Origin of the sequence: Chromobacterium fluminis (assembly GCF_011602385.1) — a bacterium.
Lineage (GTDB): Bacteria > Pseudomonadota > Gammaproteobacteria > Burkholderiales > Chromobacteriaceae > Chromobacterium > Chromobacterium fluminis.
In genome coordinates, this window is the sequence record NZ_JAAOMA010000042.1 from 13,204 (window position 1) to 32,626 (window position 19,423).

Sequence of the window (19,423 nt, forward strand, 5' to 3'; positions counted from 1 at the left end):
TTTAGGACTATTCCTTATTACACTTTTCTTCTCTCACGCATTGGTCCCATATGGATTGACGTAATGAAAAATCGGCACGGCGAGAAGCTTCAATATTTTCTATTGAATCGTCGATGCCAAAGGTCATCACAATAGCCTTGGACAACGCTGTTTCTTCGATCTCCTTGGATTTTTCATTTCGGTAAGCAATGACAACTTGTCCAATCCGCAGTTGATCACCTGTAGTTACCTTGCGAACCTCAACCTCACGAAAATTGCTGAAATCAACATTTGGTAACGGAATCGGTGCGAGGGCTTTCCCGAAAGTTCGGGTTGCCTGTTCAATATCAGCTGAAAGGCCTGTTCCAAGGGTTAAAGCACTTCCCGTGTTAACACCAAGCTTGCCCATTGAAAGCAGCGTGAGCCCAGTTGAGAGGATGCCTCCCAATATTTTACGGCGACCTGTGCTAGCTTCTGCCCCCGCTGGGTTTCCATTGTGAATCACAGTAGCTTGAAATAACTTTTTCTCCGCTTCAATGAAAGAATTCATCTCAGAGGGGGCTAATGAGTAGGGAGGGTGGAAAAAAGTGAAATTTATGGACTTATTTGTGTAGTCCGCGCCCAGTGCTAGCAATTTAGCATCAACAGACTTAGCGACCGGATCTGTAATACTCTCACGGCTACTGAAAATAGAAGTTGGCCCTCCATCTCGGATCTGACCTGAAGAGTCCGCGAATTTGAAAGCTACTAGCTTTTCTTTAATCGTTTCAATGCTGTCTTCGTTTCTAGACTTATCGCTAGACCAGCTATCAATTGGTCTAATGACCAGAATGTAAACCTCTGGCGTATTGAATTCAATAGGTCCAGCCTTTATGGCGAGAGAGGGAACGAGGAGTGAGGTCAATAAGATACTTTGCAACCAAAGGCATTTCATTTCTTTAATCCTTAATGTGAAGGCGCTTTTTAACCCGATCACAAGATGCGGCTTGCTTTGCGAATGCTCCGATTTTGTTGTTTAGATCATCGCTAATGGCATTGGCCTGGGAGAGGTTGTTTTTAAGATCGGCAATAGTTGCGTCGCCACTGATTTTCTCTTTTTGAAGTTCGCTAATTTCATCTTTGCTATTTTTTAAATTGATTTTTAAGCCTTCCATATTTTTCAAAAGTTCCGTGTTCTTAGAGTATAGCGTGTAACTGAAGTATGCAAGGCTTCCAACAGTAAACGCAGTCAGAATAGAAGCTGTAAATATGGCAGCAGTTTTGGATTTCATTTTTAAGACTTTCATAGGTTACCCAATTTAGTTGTATGAAGGTATTACTGGAGAGTGTAAAGTTTGAGAAGACCCCCGAGGGGTGGATTGCATAGCTGGAGTGTAGTTTCCATTGATGTTTGTAGGTAAGTTAGAGGTTGCTTTCTCTACGACATCCTGTGTGAATTCCGAAAAATTGATTTTTGTGAAATCAATTTTATTTAATTGCTCAACGGTCAAGCCACCACAGTCAGATAGGTCTAAACCTAGTTGCGGCTTGCCTTGAGTATTAATGATTTTTGAAAGAACAGAATTAAAGGAACAGTAATTGTCCTGCCATTCCATGCATGTACCGAGTACTTTGTTAGAGCAAGTCTCATCAATGAAGTAAGAGAGCCTGGCGCCGCGGTGCATTGAAAGCATTATTTCATCTTGCGTGCAGGATCTAAGGTTTTGTATGACGGCCATTGCAACCATTGCACCAAAAACATATGGATTAAACGATAAATAACCATTGCTGCCAAAAGACATTAATTGAGTATTTGCGCCCATAAGGCCGGAGCCGGCAGTAAAGGTACCCGTGCTATATGTAAATCCCCATGCTCCTACTGAAAGTCCATTGCTTGCTAAGTTTGTACCAACAGTGCCATTACTCATCATGTTAGAAGCCATAGAGTCTGTCCAACCATTGGTGAACATAGCGTCATACATATAGGAAGAAGCCATGTCTATTGCTTTTTCCCCGGCATATTTTACAGCACTACCGGCAACACCAATCGCCGTACTCATCACTTGCGAGTTGCTCTGCGCTTGTGGCGAAGTGGTGCAACAATTTTTAATGCCTGCATACCCTTTTGTACATTTTTCTTTTACCCCAGAGAATATATGGCCATCATTATAAACCTGAGCTTCTCTCATCATTTCTTGAGCTATCGCCGCTTTTGAGAAGGAATTATTAGTATTGATAGGTGTTGGGTATTTATTAGGATCAAATAGACCACTTGAACAAGACATTTGCTGGCTGCTTTGTGCTGGTTTAGTTTGACATTGATACGTATAAAGCCAACTAGAGCAAGCCCCTGTCTCTGCAATTTTATCAGAGCAAGTACTTGAAACTACTGAGCATGAGCTATTGTTTTCATAGGGGGTGCAAGTATTGACTGGTACAGGCTCATTGCATGCATAGCTATATCCAAACTGCCAACAGCTTTGGGGGACGCTAAGCGCTCTAGGTGGAAGTTTTGCTCCAGCCAAACAAATGGTGCTACCTGTTGAATCAGTTTTACATGGAGTCGCATCCAAACAAGTCTTTGAGTTAGGGATTAGAGTGCAGGCCCCTGGCGCGTACTGGTCAGCATGTGATTTGTAGCTCCAAATTGACAGAAGTGTAACCAGAAATAATCTTGGGTGTATGAAATTGTATTTCATGAATTATGCCCAGAATTAAGGTGTGTCAAGAGAGGAGCCTGCCGATCTCTCAAATGCGCCGCAGGTATTTACCCAGCTTGTTTGAACCGACCGTATAAAACAAACTCCGCTGATAGGATCTGAGCCATCGACACAAGAATAGGTAATTGTTGCTGGAGTCGTTTCAGTAGATATACAGTTTTTGCCAGACAAAACGGCCCCAGTTGGGCATTGATAGTCCGGCGTCGCTGGAGTTGTAGTAATTATTGTCTTGGTACAAGTTTGCCCTGAAAGTTGCCCGCCATCTGGGCAAGAGTATGTGATATTTGCATTCGATGATTGAGTAATAACGCAGCTGGCTCCGGATTGGCTACCACTTGGGCATGTATACCCATTTATGATTGCAGACGATGTTGTGGATTGTGAGCAAGTGGCACCAGAGAGCGTATAGCCAGCAGGACAAACAGGCTGCTTTGGAACAGAATGCAAGCCACCAACATATGGTCTTGCATAATAACACATGCCGTTATTCATTAAATTTGTGAATGCTTCTTGAAAAGGAATCCCAATATCAGGACATCCTTGCGTAGAAGCTGTGGATGTTATGTGAATGCAGGTATATTCTGCATGGTCGGTAAAAATTTCTTTAAGAATATCGCCATTCTTACATGTGTAGCTCGGCTTGGCTGGGACAACATTTGTAGAAGTACAAGTGGTCCCAGATAAATTAGCACCTGAAGGACAACTAAAAGAGACTGCCGCAGAAGATGTTGTTGTATTTGTTAGCTTGCAGTCATATCCGACAAGCTGAGTACCTGCAGGGCATACAAATGTTTCTTTTGCTGGGTCTGTTTGACTAGAAACACAATAGCCATCTTTTAGAGTGCCAGATGGGCAGATACTTGCTGGAATGCCTGGGGTCTTTGTGATTGTAATATTGGTATTAAGATATTGAGAGCACTGCTGGCCAGATGTGACTCTTGTTTTATTACATGTTGCGCTCTGGTATTGAGCGGGAGTATTTTGCGTAGTTTGAACAACGCAAGAAGTGTCGGGATTTAACCCCGCATTTTTTATGGCTTGAGACGATGAGTTAAAAATACTATCAGTAGGCTTTAAATTAAAATCAAACTTACTTTGTCCTTGACCAAAGGTACCTTCACAGCTGGGTTGACTTGCTGTTGCTACTCCGGTTTTACCAAGGATTTTACTCTGTTCCTGATTCGGTGAAATGCAGCGATTTGATAAAAAATTCACAGCAGCGCAATTTTGATCTTTATATGCGTCACCACTCCCTGGAATATAGTTTGCGCATTCATCCATTGCTTTGTTTCCGAGCCCACTCAAACCAAAGGCTTGAGCCCCAGAGAGCGCACTAGATCCTGATGTCGGTTTTGAAAAGCCTCCTAGGTCCGCCGGAGTTGATGTAGGAATACTTGTCGCTCCAGTCCACGCGGAAGAGTTAACACCTGAAGGATTGACCACTTGATTTTTAGAGCTTGGGGCAAGGGATTTAGCGAAAGCTTGTCCATCAGCATTTGCATCAGCAAGGGTTGATTGCGATGAGAGGCTAGTGATGGCTATCAGAAAATAACTCACCTTTAATTTTAGGCTCATTTTTGTAGTCTTTCCGATTCCGGGTGACTGGATGGAGCTGACTTCAGTTCTTTGTTTCTAGACCATTCAGATGGGGTTGCCTTGCTGCCCGCTGCAATAGCTTCTTGAATGGCAGCTTCAACTTCCTGGGTATTATGTGCCGAACTACCATCTTTACATTTGTGACCAGGCGGGACCAAGTGTGGATCGTTTCCGCAAACTTGCCATGGCGGCAAGCCATCTTCGCAGATATTGATTTGCCCTCCTAGTTGAGGCCAGGCAGTATTTGAAGCTGCTTGATAAGGAATAAATAGAACTCGACCGCAGCGTTGTTGTTGTGTAAAACGCTTAACTCTTTGGGCTTGAAGTGTTATTGGCCCTTTGTTGTTGGTTAATTTTTGAAGAGCCATTATTTGAGATGATAACGCTTTGTTAGTGGGCATGGCTGATTCAGCACTGCCATTAACAAGTGCTTGCACAAAAAAACTAGGAAGTATTTCACCTGAAGCTCTAATTGATTGCGAACTAACAAATAGAAATATTGATGAAAGTATAACGTGGCTTTTATTCATTGCTGGCTCCGTAATTGAGGCTCAAATACATTTACGTCCAATTGTGTAAATGGTAGAAATGGAACACCCCAAGAGTAGTGATATTGATTTGCTTTACGTATGCGGCGTAGCTCAGGGATTTCAACAACAGGAAAGCCAGAAAGTCCTTTAATAGCTTGCAGGTCTTTGCTGGAGAGAGGGCTAGATGGATTTAAACTCAATATCTGTCGATAACAGCTCTCAGCCATTGTATTCACGCCTTTGAAGTCCTGCTTTCGGATGTATGCTTTTACTAGTTGATATTTGCAGTATGTCTGTGTCGCGTCTTTTGCCGCATAACCTTGAGAAATCTTCGTAATTACGTCCAGGCCAGAATCGACTCCGGATGAAAGTGAATCCCTTGCCAATATTACCCGTTGAGAGGGATTATGCTTGGAGCTAAATGCGGCCAAACTGAGGCTTGCTAGATTAGAGGCACATCCATTTGCATATTTAAGAGCATTGGCTCCGTCATTACGTCGATAATAAACAAAGCTTGCCATGCCGCAGACTCTGTTCGAAAGCTCAGGTCCAATAGCGCTGGCTTTCGCTAGAAGCTGAAGGCCCAGTTTTTGATTAGGCGCCACTCCTTTTCCATATATATACGAAAGCCCCAAATTTAATAGAGCAGGCTGATAGTTTCGGGCTGCTGCTGCGGAATAGTATCGGTTTGCAATGCTCATGTTCCGACGTGCTCCGAAAACGCCATGCTCTGAAGCAAACCCCAAGAAGTTCAGTGCTTCAGGGATATCTAGCGAAGCATATTCTTGCAACTTGACCAGCATGTCGTGCTTTTCACTTGGTGATGCTTTTGGCAAGCTGAGTATTCTCCAGACGATTTCGTCGCCTTTTTCACTTACCGTTACATGCTTACCATGAACAATTCCGCTCGCAGCCTGGTTGAGCCGCGGTAACAGAGCTTTAGCACGAGCCACGGCTTCATCTCCGATGCGGCCCATGATCGTTTTGTTCTGCATGTCTTGCTGTTGTTGAAACTGCTTGAATTCATCGCTATCAAGTGCTGATCCAAGATTCTCTGTATTAGAATTGCTAACTTTGTTAGCCGGGTTAGCAAAAATAACCCCATGGCAAGAACTCAAAAATATAAACAATAACAAAGACTTAGTTGTTGATGTGTTGATGTTGTGCGTGAACATGGCTAGCTCGCATTTCGAAATTTTAGTATAATATTTTATCACTTATTTTGAATTTTTTCAGCTGAATTCGCTTTGTGTCAATATTTCAGATGAAATAATTTTATCTTTTCAACATTGTTCTGCATTCCTTGCAAAGGATATTGATGACATGATTACCCCTGATCAAGAAGATGGATATCCAATACCGCACTTTTCTGAGTTTGATAAATTATCTCAGCATGAGCAAAATGAAATAATGGTTTTGAAAAGCGGAAACACTCCTGAAGCGACCATTGAACGGCTGCTTTGTAGAGTGTTTCTTTATGCTATCAAAACCCGATCTGCTGATGTGCATATAACGGCAACTGGAGATTCCCTGAGTCCAAAGGTGCAGCTATCTGTAAAAACACCTGGCGGGCTTTTAAACTTTCCTTATCTTGGACCCGCAGGTAAACACTTTCGAGATAAAATGTTTCAACTTTGCAATACCGCAAATGGTGGTACAACTCCTCCTCTTATTGCGACGCGATTTGACATGACCCTGCCTGAGAGCTTTGCTCGTGGTTTGGGACTGCAACCAATTGAGGGGACACCATACCAAGTTGATATGCGTGTGCAATACAATCGAACATTTCGTGGATTCTCCTTTATAACGCGATTACTCGATCAGCAAACTGCTCCTAAACTTGAAGAATTTAGATTGACTCAAGCGTTACTTGGCGAGATTAAAAAGGCTTTAAACCAGCAGGCAGGACTTTTTCTTGTTACTGGGCCAACCGGCTCTGGAAAATCAACCTTTCTTAAAGCCTGTCTTGATTATCTTAATAATGGCAAGCGTGTAATTTATACTGTCGAAGACCCAGTTGAGTACACAATTAGTGGAGAGGCTCCAATACATCAAATTCAAGTCAGCGGGGAGGTAAAATTTAGTGATGCACTGAGGGCCGGTTTAAGATCTGCTCCAGATGTCATCTTTATTGGTGAAATTCGTGACGAAGAAACTATGCTGATTGCTATGCAAGCCGCCCAAACCGGGCACTTTGTTCTCGCGACACTTCATGCAAATACAGGCATTTTAACTGTCAGCCGTGCTCTGGACCTACTTAATAATAAAGCCCAAGATGCTCCACGCTTGGCAACGACACTAAAGTTTGTCGTAGCGACAAGGCTTCTGAATATGTATGAAGGATCTACAGTTAAACGCGAATTGACATATGCGGAGGCGTCTTGGCTAAAAAATAATGGGATACCAGCCACTTTGTATGTCAATGAAGTAACGGGCGTAAAGAATGGGAAGAAAGTATCTGTGATGGAGGCTTTTTATGTCGACAGCGAGATGCAAGATCGTATTGCAAGCCCTGAATTCAGGTCAGAAGATATTTATAATATTGCAAAGGAACAGATACAGTATGAGTCTCTTCCTATGGCAGGCGCCCGAATGGTTGACGAAGGGTACTGCATTCTAGATGAGTGCTCAACAATGCTAGAAGGTGATCGATCTGCACAGCACAGCCTTTCTATGCGTGCTCTAATGGCAAAGACAATGGGAATCTCTCTTGGCGATGTTTCTAAAACGCTTGACGCTTTTTATTTGGCGCGTCAGGCAGGGGGTACTCCCCATTTGGAGGACTTTGTGAAAGGGTTAAACCACGATATGCCTGTTTTTGAAATGGAAAAAAAATGAACTCAAAGAATATCCCGTTGATTTCCGTGTTTTCTATACTTCTGGGTATGTTTCCGCAGACAGTTCAGCCTGCTCCAATTGGGGTAGGGGCTCAAGAGCAAATCAGGCCATATCTACAAGTTAAGCAAGTGCCAGGAGATGAGAATATTGTTCGGGTTTTTTTCTCTCCAGGTTGTCAATTTTCAAAGCAATATTTTCAGTTTTTTACAAATCTTGAGCGTACTTTGCCTGAGCGGAGGCGGTTCTTATTCACGCCATTAGTCAATAAAGGAGATGGTTTAAGCTATGCCCTTAGTGTTTTGGCTGTCGAGCGTTTCTACCCGGCCTACACTAACCACTTTATAGAGGCATCGCTGATTGGGGTGCAAGATCGTGGACTCTCGGCGAGGAACTGGGCTGCAATTGATAGAGTCGGTAGAGCTGCCCATCTTCCTAAGCCAATTTCAAAATTGGTGTATGACAACATCGATGTTCTGAGGAAGGACCTCCAGGTAACTCTTGAGGTGCAGCAACGACTAGGGGTCACCAATACGCCTTCGGTCTCAGTCGCTGGTACTTACATCATAACCCCCGAGTTCACTGCCGGGGATTCGAAGATGTTCAGCCAACTTGTCAATGCTGTGATATCGATGTCATATTAGAGGGGCGGTTGGCTGCAAATTTACATATTTTCATAAATCTGTTATCAATGCAGGACTAGCTGTGTGTTCTAATTAAAAACACAAATGTTTATCATTTGCGTTTTTTCGGTATCTTTTTTAAGATATGTTTAACTCAACTATAATTGATACTTATTCGACATGCTGACTGAAGACCAACGCTACCAGATTCTCATGGCGCTGAGCAAAGGCTATGCCGATACGGTCATCGCGAAAAATCTCCCTGGCGTCACTCACATGCAGGTTTATCGCTATCGCTGTAGCATGGGTATAGCGAGTGAGACGGTGCTAGAGAACCGCTACAATGAATGGATGAAGCTGGTGGGGAAGGGGGTTGCTTTAGATGTTATTGCTGAAAGATATCAGGTAAAACAAGGAAGCATCTCGATCATGTTGAAGCGAAAGAAAGGTTTCACCGTCTCAGACTTAAAGAAAGCACAACAAAAGCATCAGGAAAAGGCCGCAGGCCAGAGGTTAGAGCCTAGTCCATTTAGCAAGGTTTAAGCGAGCTTGCCTCTGTGCTAGGCCAAGGGCATACCTAGTGGCCAAAAGTATGTCCTGTGACATCGACACCACCAGACATAGGGAGGCCATTAGAGTTTACCGTTGGGCCTTCTCCCGGCGAGTTGTCTTCGAACTCGGCGCCATTGTCAATTTTGAGTCGCAGCACCCATAAGATGCGTATGTAGTCTATTTGTCCGTTTACGTTACGTTCTATTTCAAAAAATTTGCGCATGTAGTCTCTCCTTAGCAGATGTTACCAGGCCCGTTATAGCTCGGCCTACGTGCACTCAACCTTATCAGGTCGCCGGATGGAAGTCCTGACGGTTATTGCCAGAGTATGACTCCACCGTTGCAGGGGGTGATTATTGGTCTCTGCAATTAACTATAAAATGCATTGTGCATTATAGTTATCGAATGGAGTGTAGGTCAATCTATTGGTATGCCTAATCCCGCTGTGATCCCTCCGATCTGACCGCCACCGTATCACCCCACAAACCTCTTCGCGCGGCTGGCGCCGTAAGCTGATGATGTGTTCCTGCTGCTGGTGGGAGTTAAGGGGCGCAGGCCCGTCCGCGACCAGGTGCTTCACACACGAGATCCGCTCCGTCGCTGGCGGCCGCCGGCGTTGCTGCCTGGCCAGCGCGCGGTGGTGGCCACCTGGAGCTCGAGGGCATCGCCGGCGCCCAGGCCTGTGCGAGGCCCACCTGGTGCCTCCTGCGCGCCGCCGGCGCCGCAAACCAGCTGTGGGCGGCCAAGTGCTTCACACAAGGGATCCGCACCGGCGCCGGCGGCCGCCGGCGTTGCTGGCTGGCCAGCGCGCGGTGGTGGCCACCTGGAGCTCGAGGGCATCGACGGCGCCCGGGCCTGTACGAGGCCCACCTGGTGTCTCCTGCGCGCGGCCGGCGCCGCAAGCCGATGATGTGTTTCTGCTGCTGATGGAAGTTAAGGGGCGCAGGCCTGTCCGCGGCCAGGTGCTGCACACACGAGATCCGTACCGTCGCCGGCGGCCGCCGGCATTGCTGGCTGGCCTGCGCGCGAGGTGGTGGACCTGGAGCTCGAGGGCATCGACGGCGCCCAGGCCTGTACGAGGCCCACCTGGTGCCTCCTGCGCGCCGCCGGCGCCGCAAGCCTGCAGTGGGTGGAGGTCAGAAGGCGCAGGCCAGGCCAATAGCTGACCTCGGCTAGATGCTGCGCACAGGAGATCCGCTCCGGCGCAGGCAGCCGTAGACATTTGGTTATGTGGCATTGAGATTGTGCTGATCACTCGCAAGCAGGCCCACTCTGTAAGGGGGCTGCTCAGCTATGTGCAGGCACTTTTCACGATCTCGTGTGAGGAGAGGCAACTGGTGTTGCCAGGCTAAAACGAGAACTCCAAAAATAAAAGGAATTCCGCTTAGCCTGGCTTAAGCAGGCCTTTGAAAATTAGGCCATGTAGAGTGCGTCCTACTTTTTCTGATCTAATCGAGTCCTTGTATGCTGGTTGTCATCGTCTACGATGTTTGTGACATTGTCTGCAACATTTTTAGCCGTCCTGATAGCCGTTCTATCTCCATCACGACCCAAGCCTGCTTTCTTTGCGATAGCTTCATTGTGTGTGACTTGATTGCCAATACGTTCATTTTGGCTATATACACTGTCGGCAATTGCTTTCTTAAAGTCATCAGAGCCAGGTTCTTTATGTGCTTGTAGATTGCTGTTTGGCACTGGCAAGGAGTGAGTGTTAGATGTAGAAAATTTTCTTGTAGAGTGAGGCTGACTAGTCGACGAGGCTTGGCGATATTGACTTCCTGAAACGGTGTTTTGATGGCTTGGAGAATTACGCCCATATTTTTCCTGAGTATGTGCTAGTTGCGGCTCAGAAGAACTTGCCGAGCGTACAATAGGCTGCAGGCCGGTAGCATCGTGAGGCTGACTAATGCCAATCGGTTTATACGCGGTATCAGGTACACTGAACTGGAATTGGGTCATAGCCTTGGCTTCATTAGAGAGGTAACGCAAGGCTTCCAAACGCTGCTCAGGTGCAGCCGCTTCATCTTGGGCCATCATAACGGCCGCTCGGTGTCTAACAACAGCCTGACGGGCTTGATCGCTGCCTAAAAGTTGGGAAGATGTACCCGAGTTCATACCCTCTGTTGCTTTTGACATATACTCGCTCATGGAGCCAGTTTGCTCCAGTTTCGCGCCATTAACAGCCTGAAACATTTTGTAATCACTGTTGCGTTGCGAGTGTAAGCCAATTTCATCGTCCCCGATTTTAGCCGTTGCAGCAATAAAGCTGCTAGAGCCCCTCACTGCAGTACTAGCAGTCTCACTATCAGACTTACTTTCACTTAAAGTTTTTTGGAAGCTAGTTTGCTTAGCCAGCGACCTTTCAAGATTGTGAGATGATTCAGAGCCACGACTAACGACTTTTGAATTATCAATTACATCATGAATAGAGTGGGTCAGGGCTTGCGAATCTTGAACTTGGTGGTCTTTACCAGTTCTTTGGTCGCGGCTTAGCGCATCAGTAGCTTGAGTGTTTGTACTCGCAGATGCACCTGCACTAACTCCTGCGCTAGCTCCATTAACGCCAGCTTTTACGCCGGCACCAACGTTCATCGATGCAAGAGCTTGGTTGGTGTTTGTTTCGTTACCTGCGACCGAAGTAGAAGATGATTTGCTATCCTGAGTTCTCATTGCCTTTTCATAGTTACTATGGACTGCCTCACCTGTTCTGCGATCCACGCCAACACGCGAATAGTCGCCAGTACGAAAAGCCTCTCGCCAATCTTTCAGGTTTTGTTGGCCTTCGGAAATTGTTTGTTGCCGTTGAGTAACAGAAGCAAGAGTTCTGGATTCTTCTTTGGTTAGATTTCCAAAATGTTCGCTCGTGGATGCCATCGGCTGGGCCCCTGCAAAAGTCATCCTTGCCATTCCTCCGTCGAGCATTTGCGCAGAAGCCATGGCTTCACTACGAACGATTGGCGCAGGCGTCATTACTTGAGGAGCTACAAGCCCACCAGTTGAGTTATCACGGGCAGATGACTGTTGTGTGCTTGCCATTGCACGAGTAGCTCCGCCAAGCATAAAAATAGAAGCAATGATGGCAGGTAAACCTGACATCAATTGCGATGCCGTACCTATTTTTAGACTGAGCGCCTTGTAAGCTTCAATAGCAAGCGCTGGAGAAATAATCCCCCCTTGCCGAATTGTTGTCATAAAGTCAGCTACATTTGCATAAGCGATTCCATTAATAATTTCAGCACCAACACCTGTAACAAGCTGCGGCCAAACCATCATGTGTGTAAAACCAACCATGTGTTTCTGGGCGCTAGTACCAGAAAACATCATAAAAATCCACACAACTGGTCCTAGGCCGATAAGTAAATCAATAACCAAGCTCCCAAATTGCCCAGCATACTGAAGCATTTGATTTTCATTAGCCGCAGCTCTAAGGTTATTGCGTTCCAGTTCATTCTTCTGGACCATGCCTGCCATGCATTGGGCCTTATTTGTCGAATCAGCCTTTATGCAATCAAGATTATTGGTGACCGTTTCGTCAAAAAGCAAATTAATCAACTCTGCATTGGCTGCTGCGGCCCCTCCCGCTACTACCTGTGCAATAGAATTAGATTTGGCAGATATCGTGGCTTGATACCGCGAAGATAAATTGTTGAATGAAAAATCAGTTGCTGGATTAATTTCGTCTGATGAATTTACTGCCCCCTGTACCACGCGAGCGAATTCAGGAGAAGAAAGTGCATTATCAATATCCTGAGCAACTTGAATCGCTGCATCTGTACAGCTAAGAATGATTTGAGAGTTAGGTTGAAGATCTGGAACTGTGCCAGTTTGGTTTTGTGCTGCGGCATAAAGTAAGGCTCCTACGCCGGTGGGGAAACTGGTATACCCTGAAACAGCAAGCGAGCGGGATTGATTGGCGCCACTATTCCCTGCATTCATTACTTGGGAGCGTAGACGCGCGTAGTCAGTTCCTGAATTAGAGTTTAAGCAGGATGCAACAACTGAGCTAATTTCGGAGTCAATCGCATTTAGTCGAACAACAGTACTCCTTGCGCTTAACAAAACTTTAAGTGGGTTGATGAAACCATTCGTCCCCGCGCTAATTGCATCATAATTCGTTCCCGCCCCTTGGAAGGCCGTGGAAACAACTCCCGCGATTTCATGAGTCAAGATACTTGCAGTTGATGGGATGATGGCGATTACGACAGGGACGTTGGAAATTAGAGACATCGCACCTGATTTTGTGCTTTCTAATTGAACATCAGTTTTTAAAGGAGGAGCTGTTAGCGAAAAAGCAATAAGCATTGGAATTAGCACCCCAAGAGAGCCGTTGCTTAAATTCGCTGAAAGAGCATTGATCCCTAGCTGGACAGATGTCTTTGCTGTGGTTGTTAGAACCGAATAGAGAGCAGCAACAACGGCAAAACCCCAGATGAGCACATTTTGTTGACACACCATAGCTACACCATTAAAAATGGTGTTTAGGATAGATATGTCACCGGTTGTGTAGACAAGAAATTCCATATTAGATTAACGGTTGGTTATGTTAGTCAGCTTAGCACTTTCATTCATCTCTATAACGATTCTTGCGACTGTCTCATCTTTTATGCAGCGCTCCCTTAAATTTAGAGTGTCTTGCCGTAAATTCTCAATTGCTCTCTTTTGGTCATCTGTGAGGGCGTATGAGTTGTCGCTCTGAATGCTATTTGCACCAAGATAAATTGAAGAGCCGAGCTTGGCAGCTACACATTCAGTAATATTCCCAGCTAGTCTATATGCAATAGAGTAACGCTCATCAGGGTTTGATGTTTTGCTCAGAAGAGCAACAAGACGATTACCTGCTTGTTTAACAAACTGAATTTGATTTGGTGAGAGTGTTACGCTTGTGCCACTATTAAATTTTCCCAAGATAGAAGTCGGCTGAACAGCTGCTAAGCCACCGGTAGTGTCTCCGGATCCAAAGAGCATCGTGTTAACCCAGCCACGAACACCTACGTAATTAAAATTGTCCTTTTCCATGAATGTGCAAATTTGCGGGTCAAATCCCCCATTTCCATCGCCGTTTGGATTACGACACGAGTAAAGTTTGAGCGGAGTTGATGGCTCTGCTGATCCAGGGCCACCACCGTCAATTAGATTTATCATTGAAATAGTCGGAGGGCTAGAGCAACTAATGCGAGGAATGTTATTTCCCGATTGACTTTGTGAGGTGGTACTGACACCTTGGGCATTCGCACCGGCACATGGTACTCCATCTATTCTATAACCTAGCATGCTGTAAAGAAGCCGGTTATTCAATGAGTTAGGGTTAGTGGGATCATCTGCTGAACCATCAGGGTTCCCGAGGCCGGCAAGTCCCATTGTTGAGCTAGAACCAGAGGCGAGGACTGCTTTTACAATTTGATTGCCGACCCGTGGATTGACTCCACCTGCTTTTGAAAGGTACTGATTCGCGTCAGAGAGGTATTGAGTAAGACCCCCAAACATATCAGAAAACATTCCGCTATTAGTTGAGCCCACAGCACCATCGCCATTTACTGCATTTGAAATCGCCGCTTCAGCAGGATCAACCAGCATATGAGCAAGGTTGCATGAGTTTTTGGCAAGATTGTTAAGATTCTGCATCAGAGATTGAAACTCTGTGATCAACTGATCCAGTGAGGGAGAGATGATCTTAATTGCAGCTTTAAACGCCAAACCTGCTGCATTGCTTGCTACACTGCGGAATATCTGAATTAACTGTTTACCGTTGATGAAACTGAAAGATCCACCGTATAAGTCAACTCCTCCACATCCGGCATCAAGCCTCGGAGGATCAAATGCCACAATATTTGCATTCTTAATAGGGGTTCTCATTTCAAAAGACCCGCCGAATGCCCCCATCCGATCCCTGGATGACAATTGTGATGGAGCAGTCGCATTCGACATGAACATGCTTCCAAGGTCACCTAAAATCCCTGCATTGCTTTGATAAGAAAAGCACAGTAGCACCAACCCTATTAAGCATTGATTTTTGTTGGATGTCTTAGTCAGCATATATTCACCTATATTGTTTCATCAGTATGGGGTCCATGATCTGCTTAAACGTCTCAGGTCTATTCGGATCAAGACGTAAGTTTTGCAAGTCCTGGTTAGCTGAAACACCAATATTCCATATGTCAAGAGTCTTTGCAGTGCTTTTACTTAGTAGGTTCGATCTAAAACCAGCGAAGGCAATTTGTTTTACTAGCTCATCTTCTGCATAAAACCCCTGAGAAATTATTAAGTACTTATTGGGGTCGTCTCCATTGCTATAACTTTTTGGGGTGTTAACAAAAACGATGCTTGGTGTCAGTTTTAGTCCAAGTTTTTTCCACAATCCATTATCTTTTACCATTTTACCTGTGTAATTGTCTGGCAACCTACCATCAATAGAAACAACAAGTGACTCCATCCCATAGTCCTTTTTTAGCATGCTTATAATGGGGAGTTGCATTGCGCAAAAATGACAAGACCGGTCAATGAATACCATGAGGCCACCAGTTTGGCTTAGCTCTTTTACTGCGGCCTGTTGAGCTTGTTTGTCAGCTCGACGGACAGATTCAGCTCCAACGCTAGCATAGGGAATCCTGTTGTTTTCATTAAGAAGCGGGTTCATGTCATTAACGGCTGTTACGGCATTTGAAAATCTTTGAGCCTTATCAAGAATAATCCTCTTCGCATACAAGTAGGCATTAATGTTTTCTTTTGTAGGCTTATCAATTGCGCGTTGTTCTAATATGGGGTAGTTGTTTTTTAGCCATTCAACGGTCACAGGTTGTTCACCTTGCTTCTCAGACGGAGTTACCCTGGCCCGTGGTTTTGGCTGCTCTAACTGCTTTCCAGGAACCACTCGTGGTTGGTAGTGCAAAAATTTATCAGCGTAGGATTCATCTAATATGCTCGGCTGGCTCGCATAAATTTTAGTGCACCAGCTTAAGGCACACATCACTACAAAAATCACCAAAACATTTAATTGATATTCAGAGTAGCGTGTCATCAGCAAGCACCTAGAAGAGTCTGTAACCAAGCCCAAGTATTTTGTCGGCTTGCATATAGCCCCAGTATCTAGAATCGTCACTTAGAGGGTGTGTTCCAATCAAAAATAGCATGTTCTTAGGAATTATTTCATTTCTTGTTAGATCTTGGATACGTTTATTATACAGTTTAGAAAGAGGTAGCCCGTTGGCAACTATACTTCCATTTATTTCGATTCTACCATCGGCAAAAATTCTCAAACGGTCTCCTGAAACGCCTGCAATTCGTTTCATCACATATGGGGCCTTCACATATGCAAGGGCCGGAGGGGGAGGGAAGTACACCAGTTCACCGTGTGAATAATTTGTATGCGGTCCTTTGACCAGAAGGGCTGCTTTAACATCTGGTAGACATCTTTCCTCCCTGAAATCGAAACCAAGCATAACTGGTAGCTTTTCTCTGCTCCAAAAGATAATTGAAAGGCCAAGAACAGCGATTAAAGCTCCCCAGAGTGCGTCGTTCTTATTTCTGGAAAATGAGAAAGCTACCGGCTTGAATGATCTTTTTGCCGGTTTCATTTTGCTTTTTCCTTTGCTGGTACTTTAATAGGGTCTGAGTTTTTAACCGCTGCTCGGAGTTCACTAGTGATATCAATCGTGCTACCTGGTAACGCTGCAATGTGCATATTGCCGCGCTCATCACGTCCAGTATCAATTACAACGTAGCCTTCGTCAGAGTATTTTTTGAGAACTGCGAGGATTGGCTGGCTTACCTCTTTGTTTAGTGTCGCCTCATCCATTCCAGGTCTATTCATAACAGCATCAAAAATAACGGCCCCTTTTTCTACAATGGCGTACTTCCCTGTTGGTACTTCAGTTTTTCCTAAATAGAATGAAATGGCGCACAGTATAATAACCCCAAAATATGGAATATTTCCAGCGAGGATGTACTTTTTCATGAGTTGTTCCGCTTGAGTTGAGGTATATTATTATTGCTTTATTGAGAGTATTTTTTCTGTAATTTCTTCTAATAATTGCTCAGGTGAGATTTTTTCAGTGCCTCTGATGTTGTCTATAAAGTCTTCAATCCAACGGGAACGTCGTCGTTTTGTATTTCCCATGATTTGATCAAGTGCGGAAATTGGATCCATCCCTTGATCCATGAGTTCAAATACTTTGACTCGCTCTTCTCCCTCTGAGCTGAACATCGCGGCAACAAAACGATCAAGATATAGTCGGACTACTTCATAGCTATCATCATTCATGATCAAAAGCTCGGAAAAAACGCCTTTCCTAGTTGTAACGTCGCGAATCAATCGCTGGAAATATGGGTCATCTTTAAAACGCCCACCAATAACTTTTTCCGAAATAGCTTTTTCTATTTCTTCAATTTCTTGCTGCATAACAATCTTGTAGTTAGATTGGCTCAGTATGACTTCGCCGCCTTCCGTACCTGGTAGGTCGCGAGGGGATTGCGTGATTATCCAGGTTGAAAATTGATCTTTCCGTCCTTTGCGATACAAGCCATCCAAAGCCTCTGCTGCGCGTTTATCTTTTAAATGATGCGCCGCCTCATCAATAAAACAAATTTTTGGAATGCCAGTGAGTTTCGCCATTTGACTGAGACTTGTATTCATTGTAAAGAACATGACTACTTTGTGAAGGTGAGGATCCCCTTCCAGTCCCTTCATTTCAAATACGGTAAATTGGCTATTAGGGTTAAGTGTAGATGGACCCCTGAAAAAGGCACCGCGGGTTGGCGACTCGATAAAGGCTCGTAAGCGTGGAATAAGATTGGTGACAGCAATAATAATTTGTTCTTCACGTTGAGCATCCGCGGTGTTGCGTTTTGTGCTCTCCAAGCTCTGAATAACATGCTCAATTTCGGTGTATCCAGGAGTGCTGGCATAAGCTGACTTGACCGCTTCTCGCATGGCAATACTGGCCATTGGATCCATGTTGTCATCTTCATATGCCATCAATAACAGCAGTGCTGTTATATTCTCCATCTCTTGGTCAAATGCCGCATCATCTAAACCAGTAAAGGGGTTGAGAGATGGTTTGTTGTAGGCATTAATTCTGAAGTCAATGAAATCACCATCTACCGATCGACAAAACTTTTCGACTGAGCGGCCATTATCAAAGAATAAAACTTTTACATTGTCTGCCAAGAGATTAAGAATAAAATATTGCAAAGCAACTGTTTTGCCTGCGCCACTTTTTGCATGCAACATGCCGTTGTAATTGCCGTTTGACCTAAATGGGTTGAAATAATATGTCTCGCCGCGACGGGTAATGAATGGCGAACCACTTACTCCATTTATGGGATCTGCATTGCCATGCTGGTCACCATAAATTGGGAGAAGACATGCCGCACTGCTTGCGGGCATTATTGTCTCGCAAGCAAGTTTTTTTGCAATATTATTCGAGTAGTTTAACGGTAAGCACTGAACGAAACGTGGTAATAAGTCATCTACAATTTCACGTGCATCATATTTCATTAAGTCAAGAGAGGTTTTTAGTTGCGCTCTTGCATGAAGTGCTTCTTCTCTGCTTTTTGCAAAAACGAATATGTGTGTTGAAGTGTAAACATATTTGTCATTTTCATTTGAGCAAGCCTTTTGAAGATTATGTAGATCTTTTAGCGTTTCTTTAGTATCTTCATCTCCTAATTTGAAAGGTAAGGCTTTACCGGTTCCGCTTCTAGACTCTATTGCTCGTTTTACTCTTTCTGACTCTTTTCTTTGTTGTGCAACTCGAATTGTTGTATTAATAATGAATGGCGTATTTATTCTATGGCCGCCGCCTTCAGCAACAGTACCTTTATTCATTGGTGCACCGATCAACAAGTTCATCATGTCGTGAGTAACTTGCTTTGGATAAGCTTTCGGCGTTACCCCGGCGCAAAAAACGTCATTGGAAAGGATGCCAACATGTGGTAATCGGAAGTCGAATTTATCTCCGGGACCATATGCTTGATAACGGACTTCAAGCATGGGATCCATTTCTACATTTTGTCGAGGCGTGAATATTTGGCCGAACATCCTATATACACCTAGTGTTTCCCCAATGGACAGTACTCTTGCATCGTGAAAACCGCAGGAACGAATACTTGTCAAGAACGCTGTTTGGTGTTGCTCTGCTTCATCAAGGGTTTTTCTGGAAAGGTCACCAACAGGTATGCTTACAGTTAAAATAATCGTCTTTTTATTGAGGATCGGCATATCTTCTTGCCAACCTACAGTAAGTGCTTTTTCTAGAACACTTGCTTGCCTATAGAGCAATTCTTTGATTACTGAATTCGACGTATTTTTTCTTTGTAAATATTTATTAGGTGCAGAAAAGTCAGGAGGTATTATTTCAGAGTGTTGAATAATAGTTTCGTCTGGAACGCTTTTAAACATGTTTACAACAACACTTCCAAACTCGCCCCCACCACCTGTCAAAGGACTCATTTCATAAACTTTACCAATATATAATGGCTCCCCCGGTGCTTTGGTGACAATCAAATCATCGTGGTACGTTTCGAGGTGGATAAAACCGCTTGCATATTCGGTCTCAATTCGTGGGGGGGAGTTTACTTGTTTCACTGTAATCCTCGCTTGCGGGTGCTAAGC

At 44.6% G+C, this 19,423-nt stretch carries 15 protein-coding genes; 3 read left to right on the forward strand and 12 right to left on the reverse strand.

The genetic code is table 11. The annotated features are described in order from the left end of the window. Positions 1 to 7: 7 nt before the first annotated feature. Genes HA052_RS21575 through HA052_RS21600 form a run of 6 tightly spaced genes read right to left on the reverse strand, consistent with a single transcriptional unit; the run spans position 8 to position 5,979 of the window. Positions 8 to 913 carry a hypothetical protein gene (locus HA052_RS21575; protein ID WP_166453535.1) on the reverse strand — a complete coding sequence of 302 codons (906 nt, stop codon included), beginning with the start codon at positions 911 to 913 and terminating at the stop codon, positions 8 to 10. 4 nt (positions 914 to 917) lie between these two features. Further along, positions 918 to 1,250: a hypothetical protein gene (locus HA052_RS21580; RefSeq protein ID WP_166453536.1), complete on the reverse strand. Its 333-nt coding sequence runs from the start codon at positions 1,248 to 1,250 to the stop codon at positions 918 to 920. A gap of 27 nt (positions 1,251 to 1,277) precedes the next feature. After that, on the reverse strand, positions 1,278 to 2,657 hold the full coding sequence (traN, locus tag HA052_RS21585) for a conjugal transfer protein TraN (protein WP_166453537.1): 1,380 nt from the start codon (positions 2,655 to 2,657) through the stop codon (positions 1,278 to 1,280). Between the two features lie 15 nt (positions 2,658 to 2,672). Next, positions 2,673 to 4,253: a hypothetical protein gene (locus HA052_RS21590; protein ID WP_166453538.1), complete on the reverse strand. Its 1,581-nt coding sequence runs from the start codon at positions 4,251 to 4,253 to the stop codon at positions 2,673 to 2,675. Further along, the gene (locus tag HA052_RS21595; protein ID WP_166453539.1) at positions 4,250 to 4,804 is read right to left on the reverse strand and encodes a hypothetical protein; all 555 of its coding nucleotides are present in this window, start codon (positions 4,802 to 4,804) and stop codon (positions 4,250 to 4,252) included. The genes HA052_RS21590 and HA052_RS21595 overlap by 4 nt, the downstream gene beginning before the upstream one ends. Beyond that, positions 4,801 to 5,979 carry an SEL1-like repeat protein gene (locus tag HA052_RS21600; RefSeq protein ID WP_166453540.1) on the reverse strand — a complete coding sequence of 393 codons (1,179 nt, stop codon included), beginning with the start codon at positions 5,977 to 5,979 and terminating at the stop codon, positions 4,801 to 4,803. The genes HA052_RS21595 and HA052_RS21600 overlap by 4 nt, the downstream gene beginning before the upstream one ends. 148 nt (positions 5,980 to 6,127) lie before the next feature. Between HA052_RS21600 and HA052_RS21605 the strand changes: the two genes are divergently transcribed. The 3 genes from HA052_RS21605 (at position 6,128) to HA052_RS21615 (ending at position 8,805) form a co-directional block, all read left to right on the forward strand. Continuing rightward, positions 6,128 to 7,642, forward strand: coding sequence for a GspE/PulE family protein (locus HA052_RS21605; RefSeq protein WP_166453541.1), 1,515 nt, complete (start codon positions 6,128 to 6,130; stop codon positions 7,640 to 7,642). Then, positions 7,639 to 8,283, forward strand: coding sequence for a hypothetical protein (locus tag HA052_RS27435; protein WP_206118996.1), 645 nt, complete (start codon positions 7,639 to 7,641; stop codon positions 8,281 to 8,283). Before HA052_RS21605 ends, HA052_RS27435 begins: the two co-directional genes overlap by 4 nt. Before the next feature lie 159 nt (positions 8,284 to 8,442). Continuing rightward, positions 8,443 to 8,805: a helix-turn-helix domain-containing protein gene (locus HA052_RS21615; RefSeq protein ID WP_166453542.1), complete on the forward strand. Its 363-nt coding sequence runs from the start codon at positions 8,443 to 8,445 to the stop codon at positions 8,803 to 8,805. Between the two features lie 1,443 nt (positions 8,806 to 10,248). Here HA052_RS21615 and HA052_RS21620 read toward each other — a convergent pair. From HA052_RS21620 to HA052_RS28160, 6 genes are read right to left on the reverse strand one after another with little or no spacing between them, the layout of a single operon-like run. Beyond that, entirely contained in the window at positions 10,249 to 13,335 is a 3,087-nt protein-coding gene (locus HA052_RS21620; RefSeq protein WP_166453543.1) for a conjugal transfer protein TraG N-terminal domain-containing protein, read from the reverse strand. Between the two features lie 6 nt (positions 13,336 to 13,341). Next, positions 13,342 to 14,847, reverse strand: a complete 1,506-nt coding sequence (locus HA052_RS21625) for a conjugal transfer protein TraH (RefSeq protein ID WP_166453544.1) — start codon at positions 14,845 to 14,847, stop codon at positions 13,342 to 13,344. A gap of 4 nt (positions 14,848 to 14,851) precedes the next feature. Then, positions 14,852 to 15,829 carry a conjugal transfer protein TraF gene (gene traF / locus HA052_RS21630; RefSeq protein ID WP_166453545.1) on the reverse strand — a complete coding sequence of 326 codons (978 nt, stop codon included), beginning with the start codon at positions 15,827 to 15,829 and terminating at the stop codon, positions 14,852 to 14,854. 10 nt (positions 15,830 to 15,839) lie between these two features. Further along, entirely contained in the window at positions 15,840 to 16,385 is a 546-nt protein-coding gene (locus HA052_RS21635) for a S26 family signal peptidase (RefSeq protein ID WP_166453546.1), read from the reverse strand. After that, positions 16,382 to 16,765 (reverse strand): hypothetical protein, encoded by a 384-nt coding sequence (locus tag HA052_RS21640; protein WP_166453547.1) that lies wholly within the window; start codon positions 16,763 to 16,765, stop codon positions 16,382 to 16,384. The genes HA052_RS21635 and HA052_RS21640 overlap by 4 nt, the downstream gene beginning before the upstream one ends. A gap of 30 nt (positions 16,766 to 16,795) precedes the next feature. Continuing rightward, on the reverse strand, positions 16,796 to 19,396 hold the full coding sequence (locus HA052_RS28160) for a TraG/VirB4 family ATPase (RefSeq protein WP_166453548.1): 2,601 nt from the start codon (positions 19,394 to 19,396) through the stop codon (positions 16,796 to 16,798). Positions 19,397 to 19,423 lie beyond the last annotated feature (27 nt).